The sequence below is a fragment of the Caballeronia sordidicola genome, from assembly GCF_001544455.2.
Classification (GTDB): domain Bacteria; phylum Pseudomonadota; class Gammaproteobacteria; order Burkholderiales; family Burkholderiaceae; genus Caballeronia; species Caballeronia sordidicola.
In genome coordinates this window covers 48,834-64,676 of sequence record NZ_FCOC02000016.1, presented here as the reverse complement: position 1 = coordinate 64,676, position 15,843 = coordinate 48,834, and the positions used below count along the sequence as shown (strand labels likewise).

16 protein-coding genes are annotated in these 15,843 nt (G+C 60.2%); 12 read left to right on the top strand and 4 right to left on the bottom strand.

The features are described from left to right. Positions 1-15 precede the first annotated feature (15 nt). From AWB64_RS22285 to AWB64_RS22275, 3 genes are all read left to right on the top strand, one after another. Positions 16-414 (top strand): RidA family protein, encoded by a 399-nt coding sequence (locus tag AWB64_RS22285; protein ID WP_208603301.1) that lies wholly within the window; start codon positions 16-18, stop codon positions 412-414. Between the two features lie 126 nt (positions 415-540). Further along, positions 541-1,347: a MetQ/NlpA family ABC transporter substrate-binding protein gene (locus tag AWB64_RS22280; protein WP_060857609.1), complete on the top strand. Its 807-nt coding sequence runs from the start codon at positions 541-543 to the stop codon at positions 1,345-1,347. Positions 1,348-1,602: 255 nt separating this feature from the next. Continuing rightward, entirely contained in the window at positions 1,603-1,806 is a 204-nt protein-coding gene (locus AWB64_RS22275; protein WP_031356584.1) for a cold-shock protein, read from the top strand. A gap of 173 nt (positions 1,807-1,979) precedes the next feature. Here AWB64_RS22275 and AWB64_RS22270 read toward each other — a convergent pair whose 3' ends face one another. After that, a complete protein-coding gene (locus tag AWB64_RS22270; RefSeq protein WP_082850589.1) occupies positions 1,980-3,266 on the bottom strand; it encodes an acyl-CoA dehydrogenase family protein in 1,287 nt (428 codons plus the stop codon). A gap of 26 nt (positions 3,267-3,292) precedes the next feature. After that, positions 3,293-3,508 (bottom strand): TOBE domain-containing protein, encoded by a 216-nt coding sequence (locus AWB64_RS22265; RefSeq protein ID WP_060857608.1) that lies wholly within the window; start codon positions 3,506-3,508, stop codon positions 3,293-3,295. A 309-nt stretch (positions 3,509-3,817) separates the two neighbouring features. On the opposite strand from AWB64_RS22265, the gene AWB64_RS22260 reads away from it, so the two are divergent. Then, positions 3,818-5,197, top strand: coding sequence for an LLM class flavin-dependent oxidoreductase (locus tag AWB64_RS22260; RefSeq protein WP_060857607.1), 1,380 nt, complete (start codon positions 3,818-3,820; stop codon positions 5,195-5,197). Between the two features lie 41 nt (positions 5,198-5,238). Here AWB64_RS22260 and AWB64_RS22255 read toward each other — a convergent pair whose 3' ends face one another. Then, positions 5,239-5,898, bottom strand: a complete 660-nt coding sequence (locus tag AWB64_RS22255; RefSeq protein ID WP_060857606.1) for a glutathione S-transferase family protein — start codon at positions 5,896-5,898, stop codon at positions 5,239-5,241. 187 nt (positions 5,899-6,085) lie between these two features. On the opposite strand from AWB64_RS22255, the gene AWB64_RS22250 reads away from it, so the two are divergent. The 5 genes from AWB64_RS22250 (at position 6,086) to AWB64_RS22230 (ending at position 12,871) form a co-directional block, all read left to right on the top strand. Then, the gene (locus AWB64_RS22250) at positions 6,086-8,488 is read left to right on the top strand and encodes a DNA polymerase II (protein ID WP_060857605.1); all 2,403 of its coding nucleotides are present in this window, start codon (positions 6,086-6,088) and stop codon (positions 8,486-8,488) included. A gap of 319 nt (positions 8,489-8,807) precedes the next feature. After that, positions 8,808-9,524, top strand: a complete 717-nt coding sequence (locus AWB64_RS22245; protein ID WP_060857604.1) for a DUF3348 domain-containing protein — start codon at positions 8,808-8,810, stop codon at positions 9,522-9,524. Between the two features lie 10 nt (positions 9,525-9,534). Then, entirely contained in the window at positions 9,535-11,628 is a 2,094-nt protein-coding gene (locus AWB64_RS22240) for a DUF802 domain-containing protein (RefSeq protein ID WP_060857603.1), read from the top strand. Beyond that, entirely contained in the window at positions 11,625-12,269 is a 645-nt protein-coding gene (locus AWB64_RS22235; RefSeq protein WP_060857602.1) for an OmpA family protein, read from the top strand. The genes AWB64_RS22240 and AWB64_RS22235 overlap by 4 nt, the downstream gene beginning before the upstream one ends. Next, positions 12,266-12,871, top strand: coding sequence for a DUF2894 domain-containing protein (locus AWB64_RS22230; protein WP_060857601.1), 606 nt, complete (start codon positions 12,266-12,268; stop codon positions 12,869-12,871). The genes AWB64_RS22235 and AWB64_RS22230 overlap by 4 nt, the downstream gene beginning before the upstream one ends. Before the next feature lie 51 nt (positions 12,872-12,922). On the opposite strand, the gene AWB64_RS22225 is transcribed toward AWB64_RS22230, so the two are convergent. Continuing rightward, positions 12,923-13,324, bottom strand: a complete 402-nt coding sequence (locus AWB64_RS22225) for a hypothetical protein (protein ID WP_060857600.1) — start codon at positions 13,322-13,324, stop codon at positions 12,923-12,925. Positions 13,325-13,425: 101 nt separating this feature from the next. Between AWB64_RS22225 and AWB64_RS22220 the strand changes: the two genes are divergently transcribed. The 3 genes from AWB64_RS22220 (at position 13,426) to AWB64_RS31655 (ending at position 15,839) form a co-directional block, all read left to right on the top strand. Then, positions 13,426-14,229, top strand: a complete 804-nt coding sequence (locus AWB64_RS22220) for a hypothetical protein (protein WP_060857599.1) — start codon at positions 13,426-13,428, stop codon at positions 14,227-14,229. 68 nt (positions 14,230-14,297) lie between these two features. Further along, on the top strand, positions 14,298-15,470 hold the full coding sequence (gene solA / locus AWB64_RS22215; protein ID WP_060857598.1) for an N-methyl-L-tryptophan oxidase: 1,173 nt from the start codon (positions 14,298-14,300) through the stop codon (positions 15,468-15,470). 207 nt (positions 15,471-15,677) lie between these two features. Continuing rightward, positions 15,678-15,839: a hypothetical protein gene (locus AWB64_RS31655; protein WP_167353937.1), complete on the top strand. Its 162-nt coding sequence runs from the start codon at positions 15,678-15,680 to the stop codon at positions 15,837-15,839. Positions 15,840-15,843: the final 4 nt, after the last annotated feature.

The following is a 15,843-nucleotide window of genomic DNA, read 5'->3' as shown; positions in this document are numbered from 1 at the left end:
ATGACGACTCAGAAAATGCATCACGTCGTTCCTGACGCGAGCCCACCGCCGCCTTCGTCGCTGTATTCGCACGCAGTTGAAGCCGCTGGCTGGCTATACGTCACAGGCCAGCTTCCCACCGATCCTGATGCGCCCGCATCAGCATTGGCCGGCGGCATAGAAGAACAAGCCGCGTTCTGCTTCGAGAACCTCAACCGGATACTGCGGCATACCGGCTATGACTACGAAGACGCGGTATTCGTGCGTATTTATCTGAGCGAGTTCGACCGGGACTTCGCGCGGTTCAATACCGTATATGCGCGTCATTTCGCACAGGACAGTGTGCGCCTGCCCGCGCGCACAACCGTTGGTGTGGCGCGTCTTGGCAGAGGCGCATTAGTGGAAATCGATCTGGTTTGCTATAAGCAGCCTTGAGGGACATTGGGCAAGTCATCGCTTAGCAAAGCAGAATTACTTGTTTAGCAAGCGATTTCGTTTCCGCTAAGTTCTTGTCGGCAAGCTGTATGCAAGCTAACCGATCAAGACCAAGGAGGAAAAGGAATGACCTTGCTGCGTGGAATCTGCGCGTTATTGTTGGCGTCAGTTGTCACCGCGTCGGCGCATGCGGCCGATCCCGACAAGAAGGAAATTCGCTTTGGCGCGACTGCCGGACCGTATGCGGACCAGATCCGCTATGGCATCAAACCCGTGCTCGAGAAGGAGGGCTACAAGGTCACCATTGTCGAATTCACCGACTATGTTCAGCCGAATCTCGCGCTTGCCGACGGCGCGCTCGATGCCAACGCGTTCCAGCACGAGGTTTACCTGAAGAAATTTTCGGACGACCACAAGCTGCAACTCACCCAGCTAATCAAGATGCCCACCGCGCCCATCGGTATATACAGCCATAAGCTTAAAAGCCTAACTGACGTAAAAGATGGCGCGACTGTTTCACTTCCGAACGACGTCACCAATCAGGCGCGCGCAATCGTGCTGCTGCAGCAAATTGGCTGGGTGACATTGAAACCAGGCGTCGATCCGGTAAAGTCGTCCGAGCACGACATTGCTACCAACCCGCACCGGATAAAGTTACTGCCACTCGACGCCGCGCAATTGCCGCGCTCACTCGACGACGTGGACTATGCATTCATCAACGGCAACTTCGCACTCGCGGCCGGGCTGAAGCTCACGGACGCGCTTCTTCTGGAAAAAATCCCCCCTTACTATCTCAATCTCGTGGCGGTACGTACCGGCGATCTTCAAAAACCGTACGTTAAGGATATTTCCGCTGCTTATCGATCACCCGAGTTCCGGCATGTCGTGGATGAGCGTTTTCAGGGCTTTAGTAAACCCGATTATTTGCGTTAAGCTGAAACCGGTGCGCCAGCACGTTTCGCATTGCAGTTTTTGCGGTTTGGAAAGCTTCAATAAATATTGGCACGGCGTACAATTGAATCGCGATAATTCCTGAGCGTCCTGCACGGCAAGGTATCTTCGTTACGGACACGTTTAAGGATTGGCGAAGTCTTGTCACAACAATGCAATGCGACGCGACTCGGCGCCCTGGCTTTATCCTCGGTTCTACTTTTATTTTTTAGCTTTAAATTTTTTCTGGACACACTCATGGCAACCGGTACGGTCAAATGGTTCAACGATGCAAAGGGCTTCGGCTTCATCACGCCGGATGACGGCGGCGAAGACCTGTTCGCACACTTCTCGGAAATCAAGGCAGAAGGCTTCAAAAGCCTTCAGGAGAATCAAAAGGTCACGTTCGAAGTGAAGCAAGGGCCGAAGGGCAAGCAGGCGTCGAACATCGTTCCAGCCTGAGTTTCAAGCGGCCCGCGCATCATCCGGCCTGGGTCGTCCACTGTTTATTGGTGAATACGGTAAAAGCGATGTGCGGCCAGATCAGGCCACTGATCCAAACGCGGTCGTCGCAATGTTCTGCATTGCGCGACCGCGAATTTACCTCGGTTCAACCAGGGTCGATCGGCCGGTATTCATCTGCCAGTTCCGGCAAATTCATCATTCTGCGTGACTGCGTGTCCGCTCGAGCCGTGCGTTTTTGCAACGTTGTCCGCGGGACTGTGAGCCAAACTGAAACGCTCGTTCGGCGCGGTCCCGTTCAAATGGTAATTGCCAACAGCGGCCTCACGTTGGATGGCGGGATTATGCGAGGCAATGACGCGTGCATTGCGCCAATGGCGGTCGAGCCGGCGCGCTTCGCTCGTCGCCGATGCACCACCCACTTCAAACAACAAGGTTGCCGCCTCCAGCACCTGTTCGAGCACGATCTGCTGCGCCTGATAAGCCTGGATGTCCACAGCGACGTAATCCGCCGTGGTCACCGCGTCCGTAATGCGTGCCTGATGTACACGTTCGAGCGCTGCAGCCACGGCCTCCACGAGCGCTTCGGCCGAATACGCGAGGCTTCCAAGCCGTCCGACAACCCGATGCACCAGCGGATTGTCACGCGGACTGGACTGCCCGGCAACACCGAAAGTCCGCGTGCGGCCCTGAACGAATTCAACGCCGTCACGCAATACCGCGCGGGCTATACCGGCCAGCGTTGCGAGATGGACTGTCTGATAGAACGCAGTAAGCAAGGAATTGCGGCGGGGCTCTGATGCCTTGTACCGGGACAGGATCTGGTCCGCAGGAACCCGGACGTTATCGAAGCGCGTTGTGCCGCTTGCCGTCAGGCGCTGACCGAAACCATCCCAGTCGTCGTGGCGGGCAACGCCCGGGGCGTCGCTGCGCACAAGCACGTGCAGGTCGCTTTGTGTATCGTGCGCTGCGACATTGATCCATTCTGAATAGAGCGTACCGGTGCTGTAGTATTTCTCTCCATTGAGCAGAACGTAAGCCGGATCCTTGTCGGAGATCACGGTTACGCTGTTATGCGTGGAGCCTATGCGTTCCGACGTGGCTGCGCCAATTGTTTCGCCTTTCGCAATGCGTCCGAGCCATCGATCGCGCGCCGCAGCGTCATCGCTCTCAAGCCGCTGCTCAATGAAGCCGGAGTGCGCGCGGATAATCTGCGGCAAGTTCGAATCAGCTTCGCCCAGCCGTGTCAGCAAGCGGAAATATTGCGGCAAGGAAACGCCGGAGCCGCCATATTCACGCGGCACGCGCAATGCGGTGAAACCGCTGTCCTTCAATTGCCTGACCGCATCGCTAGCAAGCTCGCGATTTTGTTCGCGCGCAAGCGCGCCTTCGCCGATGTGCTTGAATACCTCGGCGAAACGCGCGTAAAGCGCTGCGTCCGACGGTGCTGACGTCGTCATTCATTTCTCCACGGATTAAACGCTATTCAAAGACGCGCGATTGAAACTTCCGTCGACTTCACCAACGCGACTACCTCGGTGCCCACCTTGAGATCGAGCTCGTCGATCGACCTTGTCGTTATTACCGAGGTCACAATTCCGTTTGGCGTCTGCACGTCCACCTCGGAAAGCACGGACCCTCGAATGATCTCCTTGATGTGCCCCCTGAACTGATTACGCACATTGATGGCCGTCACGCCCATGGCGCTACTCCTTTATTGAATGAATGAACTTTGTCCTTCCGGCTTGCACAGCCGCCGCGTCTCGAACCCGCGCGGACAAAATAGTCTAGCGACGCCAACTGCCTAGCTAAACGATTGATTTGATCTAAGGTTCGCCACAATTTTGCTTAGCGCCGTGGGCGTTGAATGCTTAGCGCCAATCCTTAGCGCTGCAAGGCATATCGATCAGCGGATTTATTGGTCGCGTTACGCCGCGCCGGGATTGAGAATCGAAAGCCGGTTAATCAGGGCCCAGGTCTTGCGGCCTCCAGATCAAACAATGGACTGTCCATGACTCGTCAATCGAGCACGTCTTCAAACACAGCGCCACCGCGCCGTCTTCACCTGAACGTCAACATCCTGCATTCGGGTTTCGTGCCGTCGGCATGGCGGCTTGCTGACGCCGATCCGCGTGCGTTTATAGACGTGAAGCATTACGTGCGAGTCGCGCAGATTGCGGAAGCGGCGAAGTTCGACGCCGTGTTTCTTGCCGACAACGCGTCCATTGCGGATCAGATCAACTTTCGCCCGATCACCGCGCTCGAACCGACCATCCTGCTAGCGAGCATCGCCGCGGCGACATCGCATATTGGCGTGATCGGCACGGCGTCCACGAGCTATAACGAGCCGTACAACATCGCGCGCCGGTTTGCTACGCTCGATCATGTCAGCGGCGGCCGCGCGGGATGGAACGTAGTGACGACCGCCGACCTGGGATCGGCCCGCAATTTCGGTCGCGACGCTGTGCCGGACCATGCCGGGCGCTATGCGCGCGCAGCGGAGTTCGCGAGCGTTGTCAAGGCGCTCTGGGATAGCTGGGAGGAAGGAGCGATCGTCGGCAACAAGGCCACCGGGCTGTTCGCCGATACGGACCAGGTTCATGCCGCCGCGCACCAGGGTGCGCACTTCGCCGTACAAGGTCCGCTGAACGTCCCGCGCTCGCCACAGGGGTATCCGGTGCTGGTGCAAGCAGGTGCGTCGGGCGATGGCCGCGATCTCGCGGCGCGTCACGCAGAGGCGGTGTTCTCGGCCTCGCAATCCTTCGATGAATCGCTCGGTTATGCGCGCGACCTGAAGACGCGCGCGGCCGCATACGGTCGCGGTCCGGACGCGGTAAAGGTGCTCGCGGGCCTGACGACGATCATCGGTGCAACCGAGGCGGAAGCGCTGCGTCGCCGCGATGAACTCGTGGACCTGATTCCATGGAGCTATAGCCTCACGCGGCTGGCAGGAACGCTCGGTGTCACGCCCGACCGTCTGAAGCTCGACGAAAAGCTGCCGGATGATTTATCGTTACCCGGCCAGGGCAACGGCAACCATACGTTCTTCCACGCCACGCTCGCACAAGGCCGGCAGCATGGTTACACGGTGCGTGAGCTTATACGCGCGCTTGCCGGGGGTGGCGGGCATCGTGTCATTGTAGGGACACCTGAACAAATAGCCGATGACATCGAGCACTGGTTCAAAGCCGGCGCCGCCGACGGTTTCAATCTGATGCCCGATACCTTGCCGGGAGGCCTGCAGGATTTCGTCGATGGCGTGATTCCAATTCTTCAGCGGCGCGGCGTATTCAGACGCGAGTATGAAGGCACGACGTTGCGTGGCCATCTCGGGCTTGCAGTGCCGGAAAACCGATACTCGGCTGAGCGCGCCGCAGCCTTGGCAGTGTGAAACGGCTCGTGTTTCACACTGCCATTCCATTAGCGAAACGCTCAATCCCGATCGGGCGCGCCAAGCGGAAAATACGCGCGATAAGGCCGCGCTTCATCGACCGCGCGCGCGAACGAAGGACGCGCCAATAGCCGCTTCCGGTAGGCAATGACGTTCTCAAACGACGTGGCGATCCGATGCGTCCAGTCCGCGTAAAACAAAAATGGCGCGGCGGCGCAATCCGCCATGCTGAACTGGTCGCCGGCGGCCCACTCGCGGCCGGTCATGGTTTTATCGAGCCATGCGTATGCGGTTTCGAGCATGGCGCGGGCATCGGCAACGCCGCGCGGGTCGCGCTCGCCCTCGGAGCGCATGGAATCGAACACGACCTTTTGCTGCGGTGTCGCGACGTAGTTGTCGAAGAAACGGTCCATGAAACGAACCTCGAGCGCGGCGCGCGGATCGGATGGCAGCAACCGCACCGGTCCCGGATAGAGCAGCGCAAGATGCTCGATGATGACCGTCGACTCGGGGATGGTTCTGCCCTCGTCCACCAACAGGGGAAACCGTTTCAAAGGCCAGCGCTCCGTGAGTTCCGCCATTGGCTGCGGGTCTTCGTTCGACAATTGCCTGTATTCGAACGGCGTGCCGTTCTCGTACAGCGCGGTCAGGACCTTCTGGCAGTATGACGAAAATGGATGGGCGTAGAGCGTCAATGTCATCGTCGTTCACCTCGGGATAAAAAAGAATCGGAGCAGAGCCGCGCGTGCCCATGCTTGATCCTACGACGACTGGCGCAAGCGGAAAACGACACATAACGAGAAAAAAAATTAAAAGAATGAGCGATACCGACGCCAACCGCCCGCACCCACTAAAATCCGTGTAGGCAAAGGATTTTTAGGCGGTTATTTGAGCGGGCAATCAAGCGGGCCTCAACCCGGTTTCATTCTGACGCGGCATTGGCGGGACACGGCCGATGGCACCGACGTGGAATTCTGGCTGGCGACGGACAATGGTCCCCGTCATCTGCGCTTGCGCGCTCAAGAGTCGGTGGCGTTTATCCCGGCACAACAACGCGAGCGTGCCGAAACCATTCTGCAGCGCGAAAAACGCGCCGAGTTGCGGCCGCTCGATCTGGTCGATTTCAGTCATCGGCCCGTGCTGGGACTTTATACCGCGCACTACCGGCAGCTCACGGCGCTTGAACGGCGCCTGAAGCAGGGCGGCGTGGATGTCTATGAAGCTGACATCTTCCCGCCGGACCGCTACATGATGGAGCGCTTCATCACCGCGCCTGTCACGTTCAGCGGCGAGCCATCCAACGAGTCTCAACCTGGCGCGCAGCCATTTTCTCCGCTCATCAATGCCGAGCTGAAACCTGCGCCGGAATATCGGCCGAAGTTGAAGCTGGTGTCGCTCGATATTGAAACCAGCGCGCATGCGGAGCTATATTCCATCGCGCTGGAAGGCTGCGGCGAGCGGCAGGTCTATATGCTCGGGCCGCCGAACGGCGACGCTGGCGACATCGACTTCAAACTCGAATACTGCGAGACGCGCGGGCAACTGCTGGAGAAACTCAACGCCTGGCTCAAACGTTTCGATCCCGATGCGATCATCGGCTGGAACGTGATCCAGTTCGACCTGCGCGTGTTGCAGGAGCACTCGGAACGCTATCAGGTTCCATTGCGTTTAGGCCGCGGCGCAAGCGTCATGGAATGGCGTCAGCATGGCCTCAAGCAGAACCATTTCTTTGCGGGCGCGGCGGGGCGATTGCTGATCGACGGCATCGAAGCGCTGCGGTCGGCGACCTGGAGCTTTCCGTCGTTCAGCCTCGAATATGTTGCGCAAGCGTTGCTGGGAGAAGGCAAGGCAATCGACAACCCGTATCAGCGAATGGACGAAATCCAGCGCCGCTTCGACGAAGACAAGCCCGCGCTTGCCCGCTACAACCTTAAGGATTGCGAACTCGTCACGCGCATTTTCGCGGCGACCGAACTGCTTGCCTTCTTGCTGGAACGCGCATCGGTGACCGGTTTGCCCGCTGATCGAAGCGGTGGATCCGTTGCGGCGTTCACGCATCTTTATATGCCGCGCATGCATCGGCAAGGTTTCGTGGCGCCCAATCTCGGCGATGTGACCGGCGCGGCAAGTCCCGGCGGATTTGTGATGAATTCCCGTCCGGGCCTTTACGATTCCGTGCTCGTGCTCGACTATAAGAGCCTGTATCCGTCGATCATTCGAACGTTTCTGATCGACCCGGTTGGCCTCGTCGACGGCATGCGTCATCCCGGCGACGAACATTCCGTACCCGGCTTTCTTGGCGCGCGGTTTTCGCGCACGCGCCATAGCTTGCCGGCAATCGTCGGTCAGGTCTGGAAGGGGCGCGAAGAAGCCAAGCGCGAGAACAACAAGCCGCTTTCGCAAGCGTTGAAGATCATCATGAACGCGTTCTACGGCGTGCTGGGTTCCACCGGATGCCGTTTCTTCGACCCTCGTCTGGCCTCGTCGATCACCATGCGCGGCCACGAGATCATGCGTCGCACGCGCGAACTGATCGAGGCCGAAGGCTACGAAGTGATCTACGGCGACACCGATTCCACGTTCGTCTGGCTGCGGCATGCACGCAGCGAGGACGAGGCGGCGCGCATTGGACGCGCGCTCGTTGAACGCGTCAATGCGTGGTGGAAAGAAGATGTACGCGAGCGTTTCGGACTTGAAAGCGCGCTGGAATTGCAGTTCGAGCGGCACTATCGGCGATTTTTCATGCCTACCATCCGCGACGCGGAAGAAGGCAGCAAGAAGCGTTATGCGGGACTGAGCCTTCTGCCCGACGGCAGCGAGGAAATTGTCTACAAGGGACTCGAAACCGTTCGCAGCGACTGGACGCCGCTTGCGCAGCAATTCCAGCGCGAGCTCTATTCGCGCATTTTCAGGCGGGAGCCGTACGAAGACTACGTGCGCGACTATGTGCGCCGTACGCTGAGCGGTGAATTCGACGAACTGCTGATCTATAGAAAGCGCCTGCGCCGGCCGCTCGATGCGTATGAGCGCAATGTGCCGCCGCATGTGCGCGCCGCGCGTATTGCCGATGAATACAATCGCGCGCAAGGGCGGCCGCTGCAATATCAGCGCGGTGGCTGGATCAGCTACGTCATGACCAGCGCGGGACCCGAACCGCTTGAAACCTGGCGCTCGGGTATTGACTACGACCACTATCTGACGCGCCAGCTCAAGCCCATAGCCGATGCGATCCTGCCGCTTCTACAGAGCGATTTCGATATGCTGATTTCGGGGCAGCATGAGTTGTTCTAGCGGTCGGGATATCCACAGAAATTGGGGAGAAGGCTGTGGACAAGTACATTGAACATCGGGCAAGGCCTTGATTTGCTTACGACTTGGTGGCTTGCCTTGATTGCGAGGCATGCAACGAGCCATCGGTTGCGAATGCATGTTGCAACGGCTCTGCCATTCCCTCCCGCGCGGCCTCGTTCTTTCGAAAGACGTTCTTCAAAGCCCCTTCCCACCAATGTCGTCAAGCATCGCAATGCCTCCGTTTTTTGACTATCCGTCACACATTGGCGGCGCTAACCCCGTCGGCGTGTAAACTAGCGGACTTTTTGACTCGGCCTAAATGGTGCAAGCTCCACAGCGCACAGCTCCTGGCGGCCCCGCGCTCATTCGCTTACTTGCGCGCCTGACGGACGTCGAATTTACCGAATCAAGGCAATCGCTTTCGGACCGGCTGAGCCAATGGCTCCACTGGACCGATGCAATCGCGCTGTCCACGGCGCTGGGCGGCAAACCGCCCGCGGTTGCTGCGGGCACGCACGTCTTCAGCAGCGCGGAGGACAGCGAGTGCGCGGGCGCGCGCGGCGCATTGGCGAACACCATCACGAACGATAGCGTGCTGGGTGTCCCGAAGAAGCGGCGAGGCATGGGGCAGACGGATATCGAACCAGCCATCGACTATCCGGTCTTTCGTCAACGCTATCTGACCCTGCAACAGACGATGGAAACCGGCATCGGCACGCTGCGCGGCCGCCTGCGCGCACGACTTGCCGGCAGGACACCTGCCATGACGCGGCTCGCGGAGGTGGACGCGGTCATGGAGCGCGCGCTCGGTCCGCGCGAGCGGGCCCTGCTTGCTACCGTACCCGCGTTGCTGGGACAGCACTTCGAGCGTCTGCGCCGCGCCGCGCTGGACACACTGGCGGACGACGCCTCGAACAACACGCCGGACGCATGGCTCGACGTATTTCGCAAGGATATGCAGAGCGTGCTGCTGGCCGAACTGGATCTTCGTTTTCAACCAGTCGAAGGGCTGCTCGCCGCCCTTCGCACTAGCTAACCGGGACGCCATGTCCAGAAATCTGATCAATCTCGTTGTGTTCCTGAGTGGTCTGGCCGCTGTGTGCTGGATCGGCGCGGGTTACATTGGCTCGAACTTGCTGGCGCTGGCCGTCACGCTCCTGATCGCCGCCTGCTACATGGCCGGCGCGTTCGAACTGAAACGCTATGGCGAGGCCACGTCAAGCCTGGCGCGGGCAATTACGGGCCTCACCGCGCCGCCAGCGAGCCTTGGCGCGTGGCTTGACCCATTGCCTGCCAGCCTGCGTAATCCCGTGCGGCTGCGCGTGGAAGGCGAGCGTGTGTCCTTGCCGGGCCCGGCGCTGACGCCGTACCTCGTGGGACTGCTGGTGTTGCTGGGCATGCTGGGGACGCTCCTTGGCATGGTGGCGACCCTCAGGGGCACGGGCATGGCGCTCGACAGCGCGACCGACCTGCCGGCCATTCGCGCATCGCTCGCCGCCCCGGTCAAGGGACTGGGTTTCGCGTTCGGCACGTCTATCGCGGGCGTGGCTACATCGGCCATGCTCGGGCTGCTTTCCGCGTTGTGCCGGCGCGAGCGCATCCAGGCGGCACAGATGCTCGACGTGAAGATCGCGACGACCTTGCGCATCCACTCGCAAACGCATCAGCGCGAGGAAGCCTTCAGGCTCCTGCAGCGCCAGGCCGATGCCATGCCCACGCTGGTCGATCGTCTGGAAGCGCTGATGGCCACGATCGAGCAGCAGAATCTTGCGGTGCACGAGCGGCAGATCGCGAGCCAGGACGCTTTCCATGGCCGGACCGAAGTCATTTACACGCGCCTCGCCGCAGCGGTTGAGCGTTCGATGAAGGATAGCGTCGCCGAAAGCGCCCGCGCCGCCGGCGCCGCGCTGCAACCTGTCATGGAGGCGACCATGGCGGGTCTCGCGAGCGAGTCGGCTGCATTGCACACGTCGGTCACGAACGCCGTGCAGCGGCAACTGGATGGATTGTCGAACGGTTTCGAATCGACGGCCACGAGCGTGTCCGACATCTGGCATCAGGCGCTCGCCACGCACCAGCGATCCACCGAAGCGCTGTCCGGCCATCTGCGCACATCGCTTGACCGCTTTACCGAAGTCTTCGAGGAGCGCTCGGCCAATCTGCTCGACGGCGTATCCACGCGCCTTGAAACCACAACGGCAAGCATGTCGGATGCATGGAACGATGCACTGTCGCGGCAGGAACGTACCGGCGAGAAACTGGCGCAGCACAATGAGCATGCGTTGAACGCGGCGGCCGCGACTTTCCAGCAGCATTCGGTCTCCCTGCTGGACAAGGTGGCGCAGTCGCATGCGGACTTGCAGACGGAACTGGCGTCGCGGGATGAACAGCGGCTCGCGGCATGGACCGGGCAGCTTGCTTCAATGGCCGCAGCGCTCAGCCACGAGTGGGAACAGGCGGGGACGCGCACCGTGAGCCGGCAGCAGGAAATCTGCGACACGCTTGCTGAAACCGCTCGCGATATATCCGCGCAAACGCAAGCGCACGCGAGCGATACCATCGGCGAAATCGCGCGGCTGGTGCAGGCTGCATCGGAAGCGCCCAGGGCCGCGGCAGAAATGATTGCGGAACTGCGCGCGAAGCTCTCTGACAGCATGGTCCGCGATACCGCCATGCTCGAGGAACGCAGCCGTCTGCTGGCAACGCTCGAAACCCTGCTCAGTGCCGTCAACCACGCATCCACCGAGCAGCGCTCAGCTGTCGACGCGCTGGTGAGCACATCGGCGGATCTGCTGGACCGCGTCGGCACCCGCTTCACCGAGAAGGTGGAAACGGAGACCGGGAAGCTCGCCGGAATTGCGGCGCAAGTCACTGGCAGCGCGGTCGAGGTGGCAAGCCTCGGGGAAGCATTCGGCGTGGCCGTGCAGCGCTTCGGCGATTCGAACGAGACGCTCGTGACTCATCTTCAGCGTATTGAAGCCGCACTGGACAAATCGCTTGCGCGCAGCGACGAACAACTTGCTTATTACGTTGCGCAGGCCCGGGAGGTCGTCGACCTGAGCGTGATGTCGCAGAAACAGATCATTGAAGACCTGCAGCAGATCGCTGGCAAGCGGGCGGCGGGAGCCGAAGCGGCATGAGCGAGGATATTGACGGCGGCGTGGAACCCGCAGCACCGGTATGGGCCGTTTTTGGCGACCTGATGTCGGTGCTGCTCGGCGCGTTCATGCTGATCCTGGTGGGTGTCATCGGCGTGCAGCTTGAGCTTTCGAGCAAGCTGGAACAAGAGGTCAAGCAGCATCAACTGGAAGCGCAGCGCCGCAAGACGCTCGAGCAGGCGCTCGCCGGGCCGCTGGCGGCCGGCCGCGTCACGCTGGTCAATGGACGCATCGGCATCAACGGCAGCGTGTTGTTTGCGCTGAACTCCGATCAGTTGCAACCCGAAGGCAGGAAGGTGTTGAAGAGCCTCGCTGGTCCGTTGTCGGCTTATCTGCGGGCCAACGAGCAGATCCTGATGGTGAGCGGCTTTACCGATGACCGCCAGTTGCGCGAAGGGAACCGCCGGTTCGCCGACAACTGGGAACTCTCGGCGCAACGCGCGTTGACCGTGACGCGCGCATTGATCGATGAAGGCGTGCCCTCCTCTTCGCTCTTTGCCGCCGCATTCGGCTCGCAGCAGCCAGTCGAATCGAATGCGGACGATACCGGGCGCGCCAAAAACCGGCGCGTGGAAATTGCGCCTGTTCCCCGGCCATCGACAGCAATGGTGAAGGCGCCATGAGTGAGGGTTTCGGCCCGCCCAACGTCATCGCGACGCTCGATGCATGGCGCGCACAGGGCGCCGATGCGCTCGATCCGGTGCGCTTTCGGGTTATCGAAGCAATGCATCGGCGGGCGATGGCATATGACGGCGAAACGCGGCGCGCTCTGGATGCGCGGATAGCGAGGTTGATCGATGCCTATGCCAATGATCTGGCTTCGCACGTCAAGCCCGGAGCACCGGTTAGCAAGCCAGTTCGTGGAGCGCTGGCTGAACTGGCCGATCGTATTGCAGATAATAAAGACGCTTCGCTCGCCTATCCGGAAATGGAGGCGCTCGATTACTTCAGGCAAACGTGGAACACGCTCAGCACCGAAAGACAGTTCAGGCAATCGCTTGCCCAAGTACCAGGGAACGCCGGTCCGCTTAATTCGAGTAGCCTCGTGCACCGGTCGCTAATGCTGATGCGCGAACTGTCGCCGGGTTATCTGCAGCAGTTTCTGTCGTATGCCGATGCTTTGTCGCGGCTTGAGCATATGAATGGCGCCAACACGGCAACGGGCGATAAAGACGCGGCTCGCGCGGGACCAGCCAGGAAAAGCGGCCGGAGTAAAACGCGCTGACCTTCTACCTGAACGCGATCGTGAATACTCGAGTCTGGCCAGCCGCTATATCTACTCCCCGCATTGCACGTCCGGCCTCGGCACGGCGATGATCGCCGGGTATGTCCCCCGGTCGAGTTCAATGCGAGCGACAACGGCCATCGTTTCGTTGTCGATATCATCGTACACGCTGACCTTTTCATGCCGAAGACTGGTGATGCCCGTACAGGCGGACGCGCGGCCCTCGTCGGAAACGCGGCACTGGATCGGGTTGTCGGTGAGGTAGCGATATCTGTCGCGCTCGGGCGTTGCAAGATATTCGTGAACGCTTTGTGCCGAGCCGCCAACGCCAGTCACATACCCAATCGCGCACTGCTGCGTGGATGTCACGCCGCTCGCGGATGTCTGGGCTGTCGCTGTCGCACTCGTGGCGAGGACGGCCACCGCGAATGCCGATGCAAAGAAATATCTCATGATGCAGGTTGCCGTTGTCGGATCGAAGTGCTGGAATTGTACGGCTGACGGCTCGCCGGCGTGCGGCGCGTCCGAACTATACTGGGCGCCTGGAGGATTCAATGGCCGATAACGAAAGACTGCATCCGCTGCGCCCGTTCCTGAAAAACTGGGTTTGGGAGCATGGTCGAATTGGGACTCGCTATCTCGACTGTGTCGATGGCGCAATCAAGTTCGACGAAGGCAAGAAAGCGCATTTCGCCGCCGAGAAATACATCTACGTGCCTCTCGGCAAGGACGCGGAAGACACGGGCGCAACAGACGGCCCCGTGATTCAGGAAGCGGGACTTGCGCGATTCTTGCGGGCCGCGCAGTTGGGCACGCCAGCGGACGGCGGTTCCGTTACGGACGTTCAGCGCGCGGTGCAGGATTGCGTGGAACTCGGGCTGTTCAGTGCATATCAAGCCGAAGCCCGGGAGGCGTTTGCCCGCTATTCGGAAGAGCCCATGTTCGAGGACGAGATCCGCGCTGCGGTCGCGGACGACATTCGCCGCAGCTATGCCAGGACACGCGAACAACTGGCGCTGTACGATTTCAGCGTGCTTTACGGTTTGCCCGCGCCGCTGCTGATCAGCGAGACGCCTTTTATCGACTGGCGTGTGCGTGCCAATCCGGCGTTGCCCTATGTGTCGATGCCGCTCGGACCTTACTGCTTGCTGGTAGGCGCGCCGTCGGGCAGGAGCAGCCGCTTGGGTCCTGTAGTCTGGAAGGCCGCGAGCGCGATGGGCCCGCTGAAGGACCACAATCGCCATATCGCGGAGCATGCGCGCCTTTGGCTGGTGGCGACCACGGACGATCAACTGATTGCCGAGCAAAGTCGCTTTGCTGCTCCCGCCAGCGCAAGGAACGAGGATACGAAGCCATGACCCGGCGCTGATCCAATGCCCCGCCCCAAGTATCATATCGGTCTACTTCAGACCGCACAGGTGGATCAATGCACGAAGAGCGATGCGATGTTGCAGTTGTCGGACTTGGCGCCATGGGTGCGGCGACGCTTTATCAACTGGCCAGGGCTGGCGCTGACGTAGTTGGCATCGACCGGTTCGCGCCGCCGCACGATCAGGGTTCGAGCCACGGCGACACCCGCATCACGCGACTGGCAGTAGGCGAAGGCGCGGCTTACATTCCGCTTGTGCGCAGGTCGCACGCCATCTGGCGCGAGCTCGAAGCGCAAAGCGGCGAAGCGCTTTTCGAGCAATGCGGCGTGCTCGTGATGACTTCGAGCGAAGCGCCGGGACGGCACCACGGCGCAGACGATTTCACGGCGCAAACCATCGAACTCGCGCGACGTTACGGCATCGATCACGAGGTGCTCAAGGCATCGGAGATTCGCGCGCGCTTTGCGCAATTCGGGCCAATTCGCGACGACGCCACCGGTTACTTCGAACCCGAAGGCGGATTCGTGCGTCCGGAGCGGTGTATCGCCGCGCAACTGGATGCCGCCCGACAACACGGCGCAACGGTGGTCACGGGTGTGACCGTTTCTTCGATAGAGTCAGCGGGCGGCGGAGTTCGGGTCAAAACCGCCGACCGCACATTCGTGGCGAACAAGGTCGTCACATGCGCTGGAATGTGGTCCGCCGGTTTGCTGGGCGAACCGTTCAGCGCGTTGCTGAAAGTCTGCAGGCAAAAGTTGTTCTGGTTCAGGCTCGAAGCGCCGTCGATATTTGCCGAAGTCTCCCCGACTTTCATCCTTTCGGACGGTCCGTCGGAAACGGATATCTGCTACGGTTTTCCGCCCATTCCCGGCGAAAACAGCATGAAAATAGCGAGCGAGCAATATACGGGACTCGATTCCATTGACTCGCTGGATCGCACTGTTTCGCAGGCGGAAGTCGCGCAGATGTATCGGGATCATGTCCTGGGCAATTTCGCGGGCGTGACGCCTGAACTGGTCAAAGCCAGCGTTTGTACCTACACGGTTACGCCCGACTACGGATTCATTATCGACGACCACCCAGCGCTTGCGAATGTGACGGTGGTATCGGCCTGCTCCGGACACGGCTTCAAGCACTCCGCGGGAATTGGCGAAGCGGTGGCGCAGCGGTGCCTGACAGGCCGGAGCGACGTGGACCTTTCGGCGTTTTCGTTAAACCGCTTTCGTTAAGCATCTTCGCCAAACCATCTTGCGACCGGTAATATTTGCGTTTCTCAAAGCGCTGAGCACTCGCCATTTCCATCGAATTAGCCGTGGAAAGCCGCGCTTTTCACGCAATTGCTTTTTCACCCACGGCCTCACAATTCACCTATGCCAGCTTTCTTTGCAGGCAGCCTCAGGAAAACAATTCGGTTCGGGGATGAAATGAGCACGTTGATGTGGATCTTGTCTGTGTGGGCGATGGCTGCATTGCTTGTCGTGTTGTTCGTGCACGGCGCGAGTATCAAGTCGAAGCCGCCAGCCAAGCGCAAGCCGGCCGACGCACGCACCCCGGCAGATTCATCGGAGAATCTCCGCCGCATTTCCTTCGAAGGCTGACCGC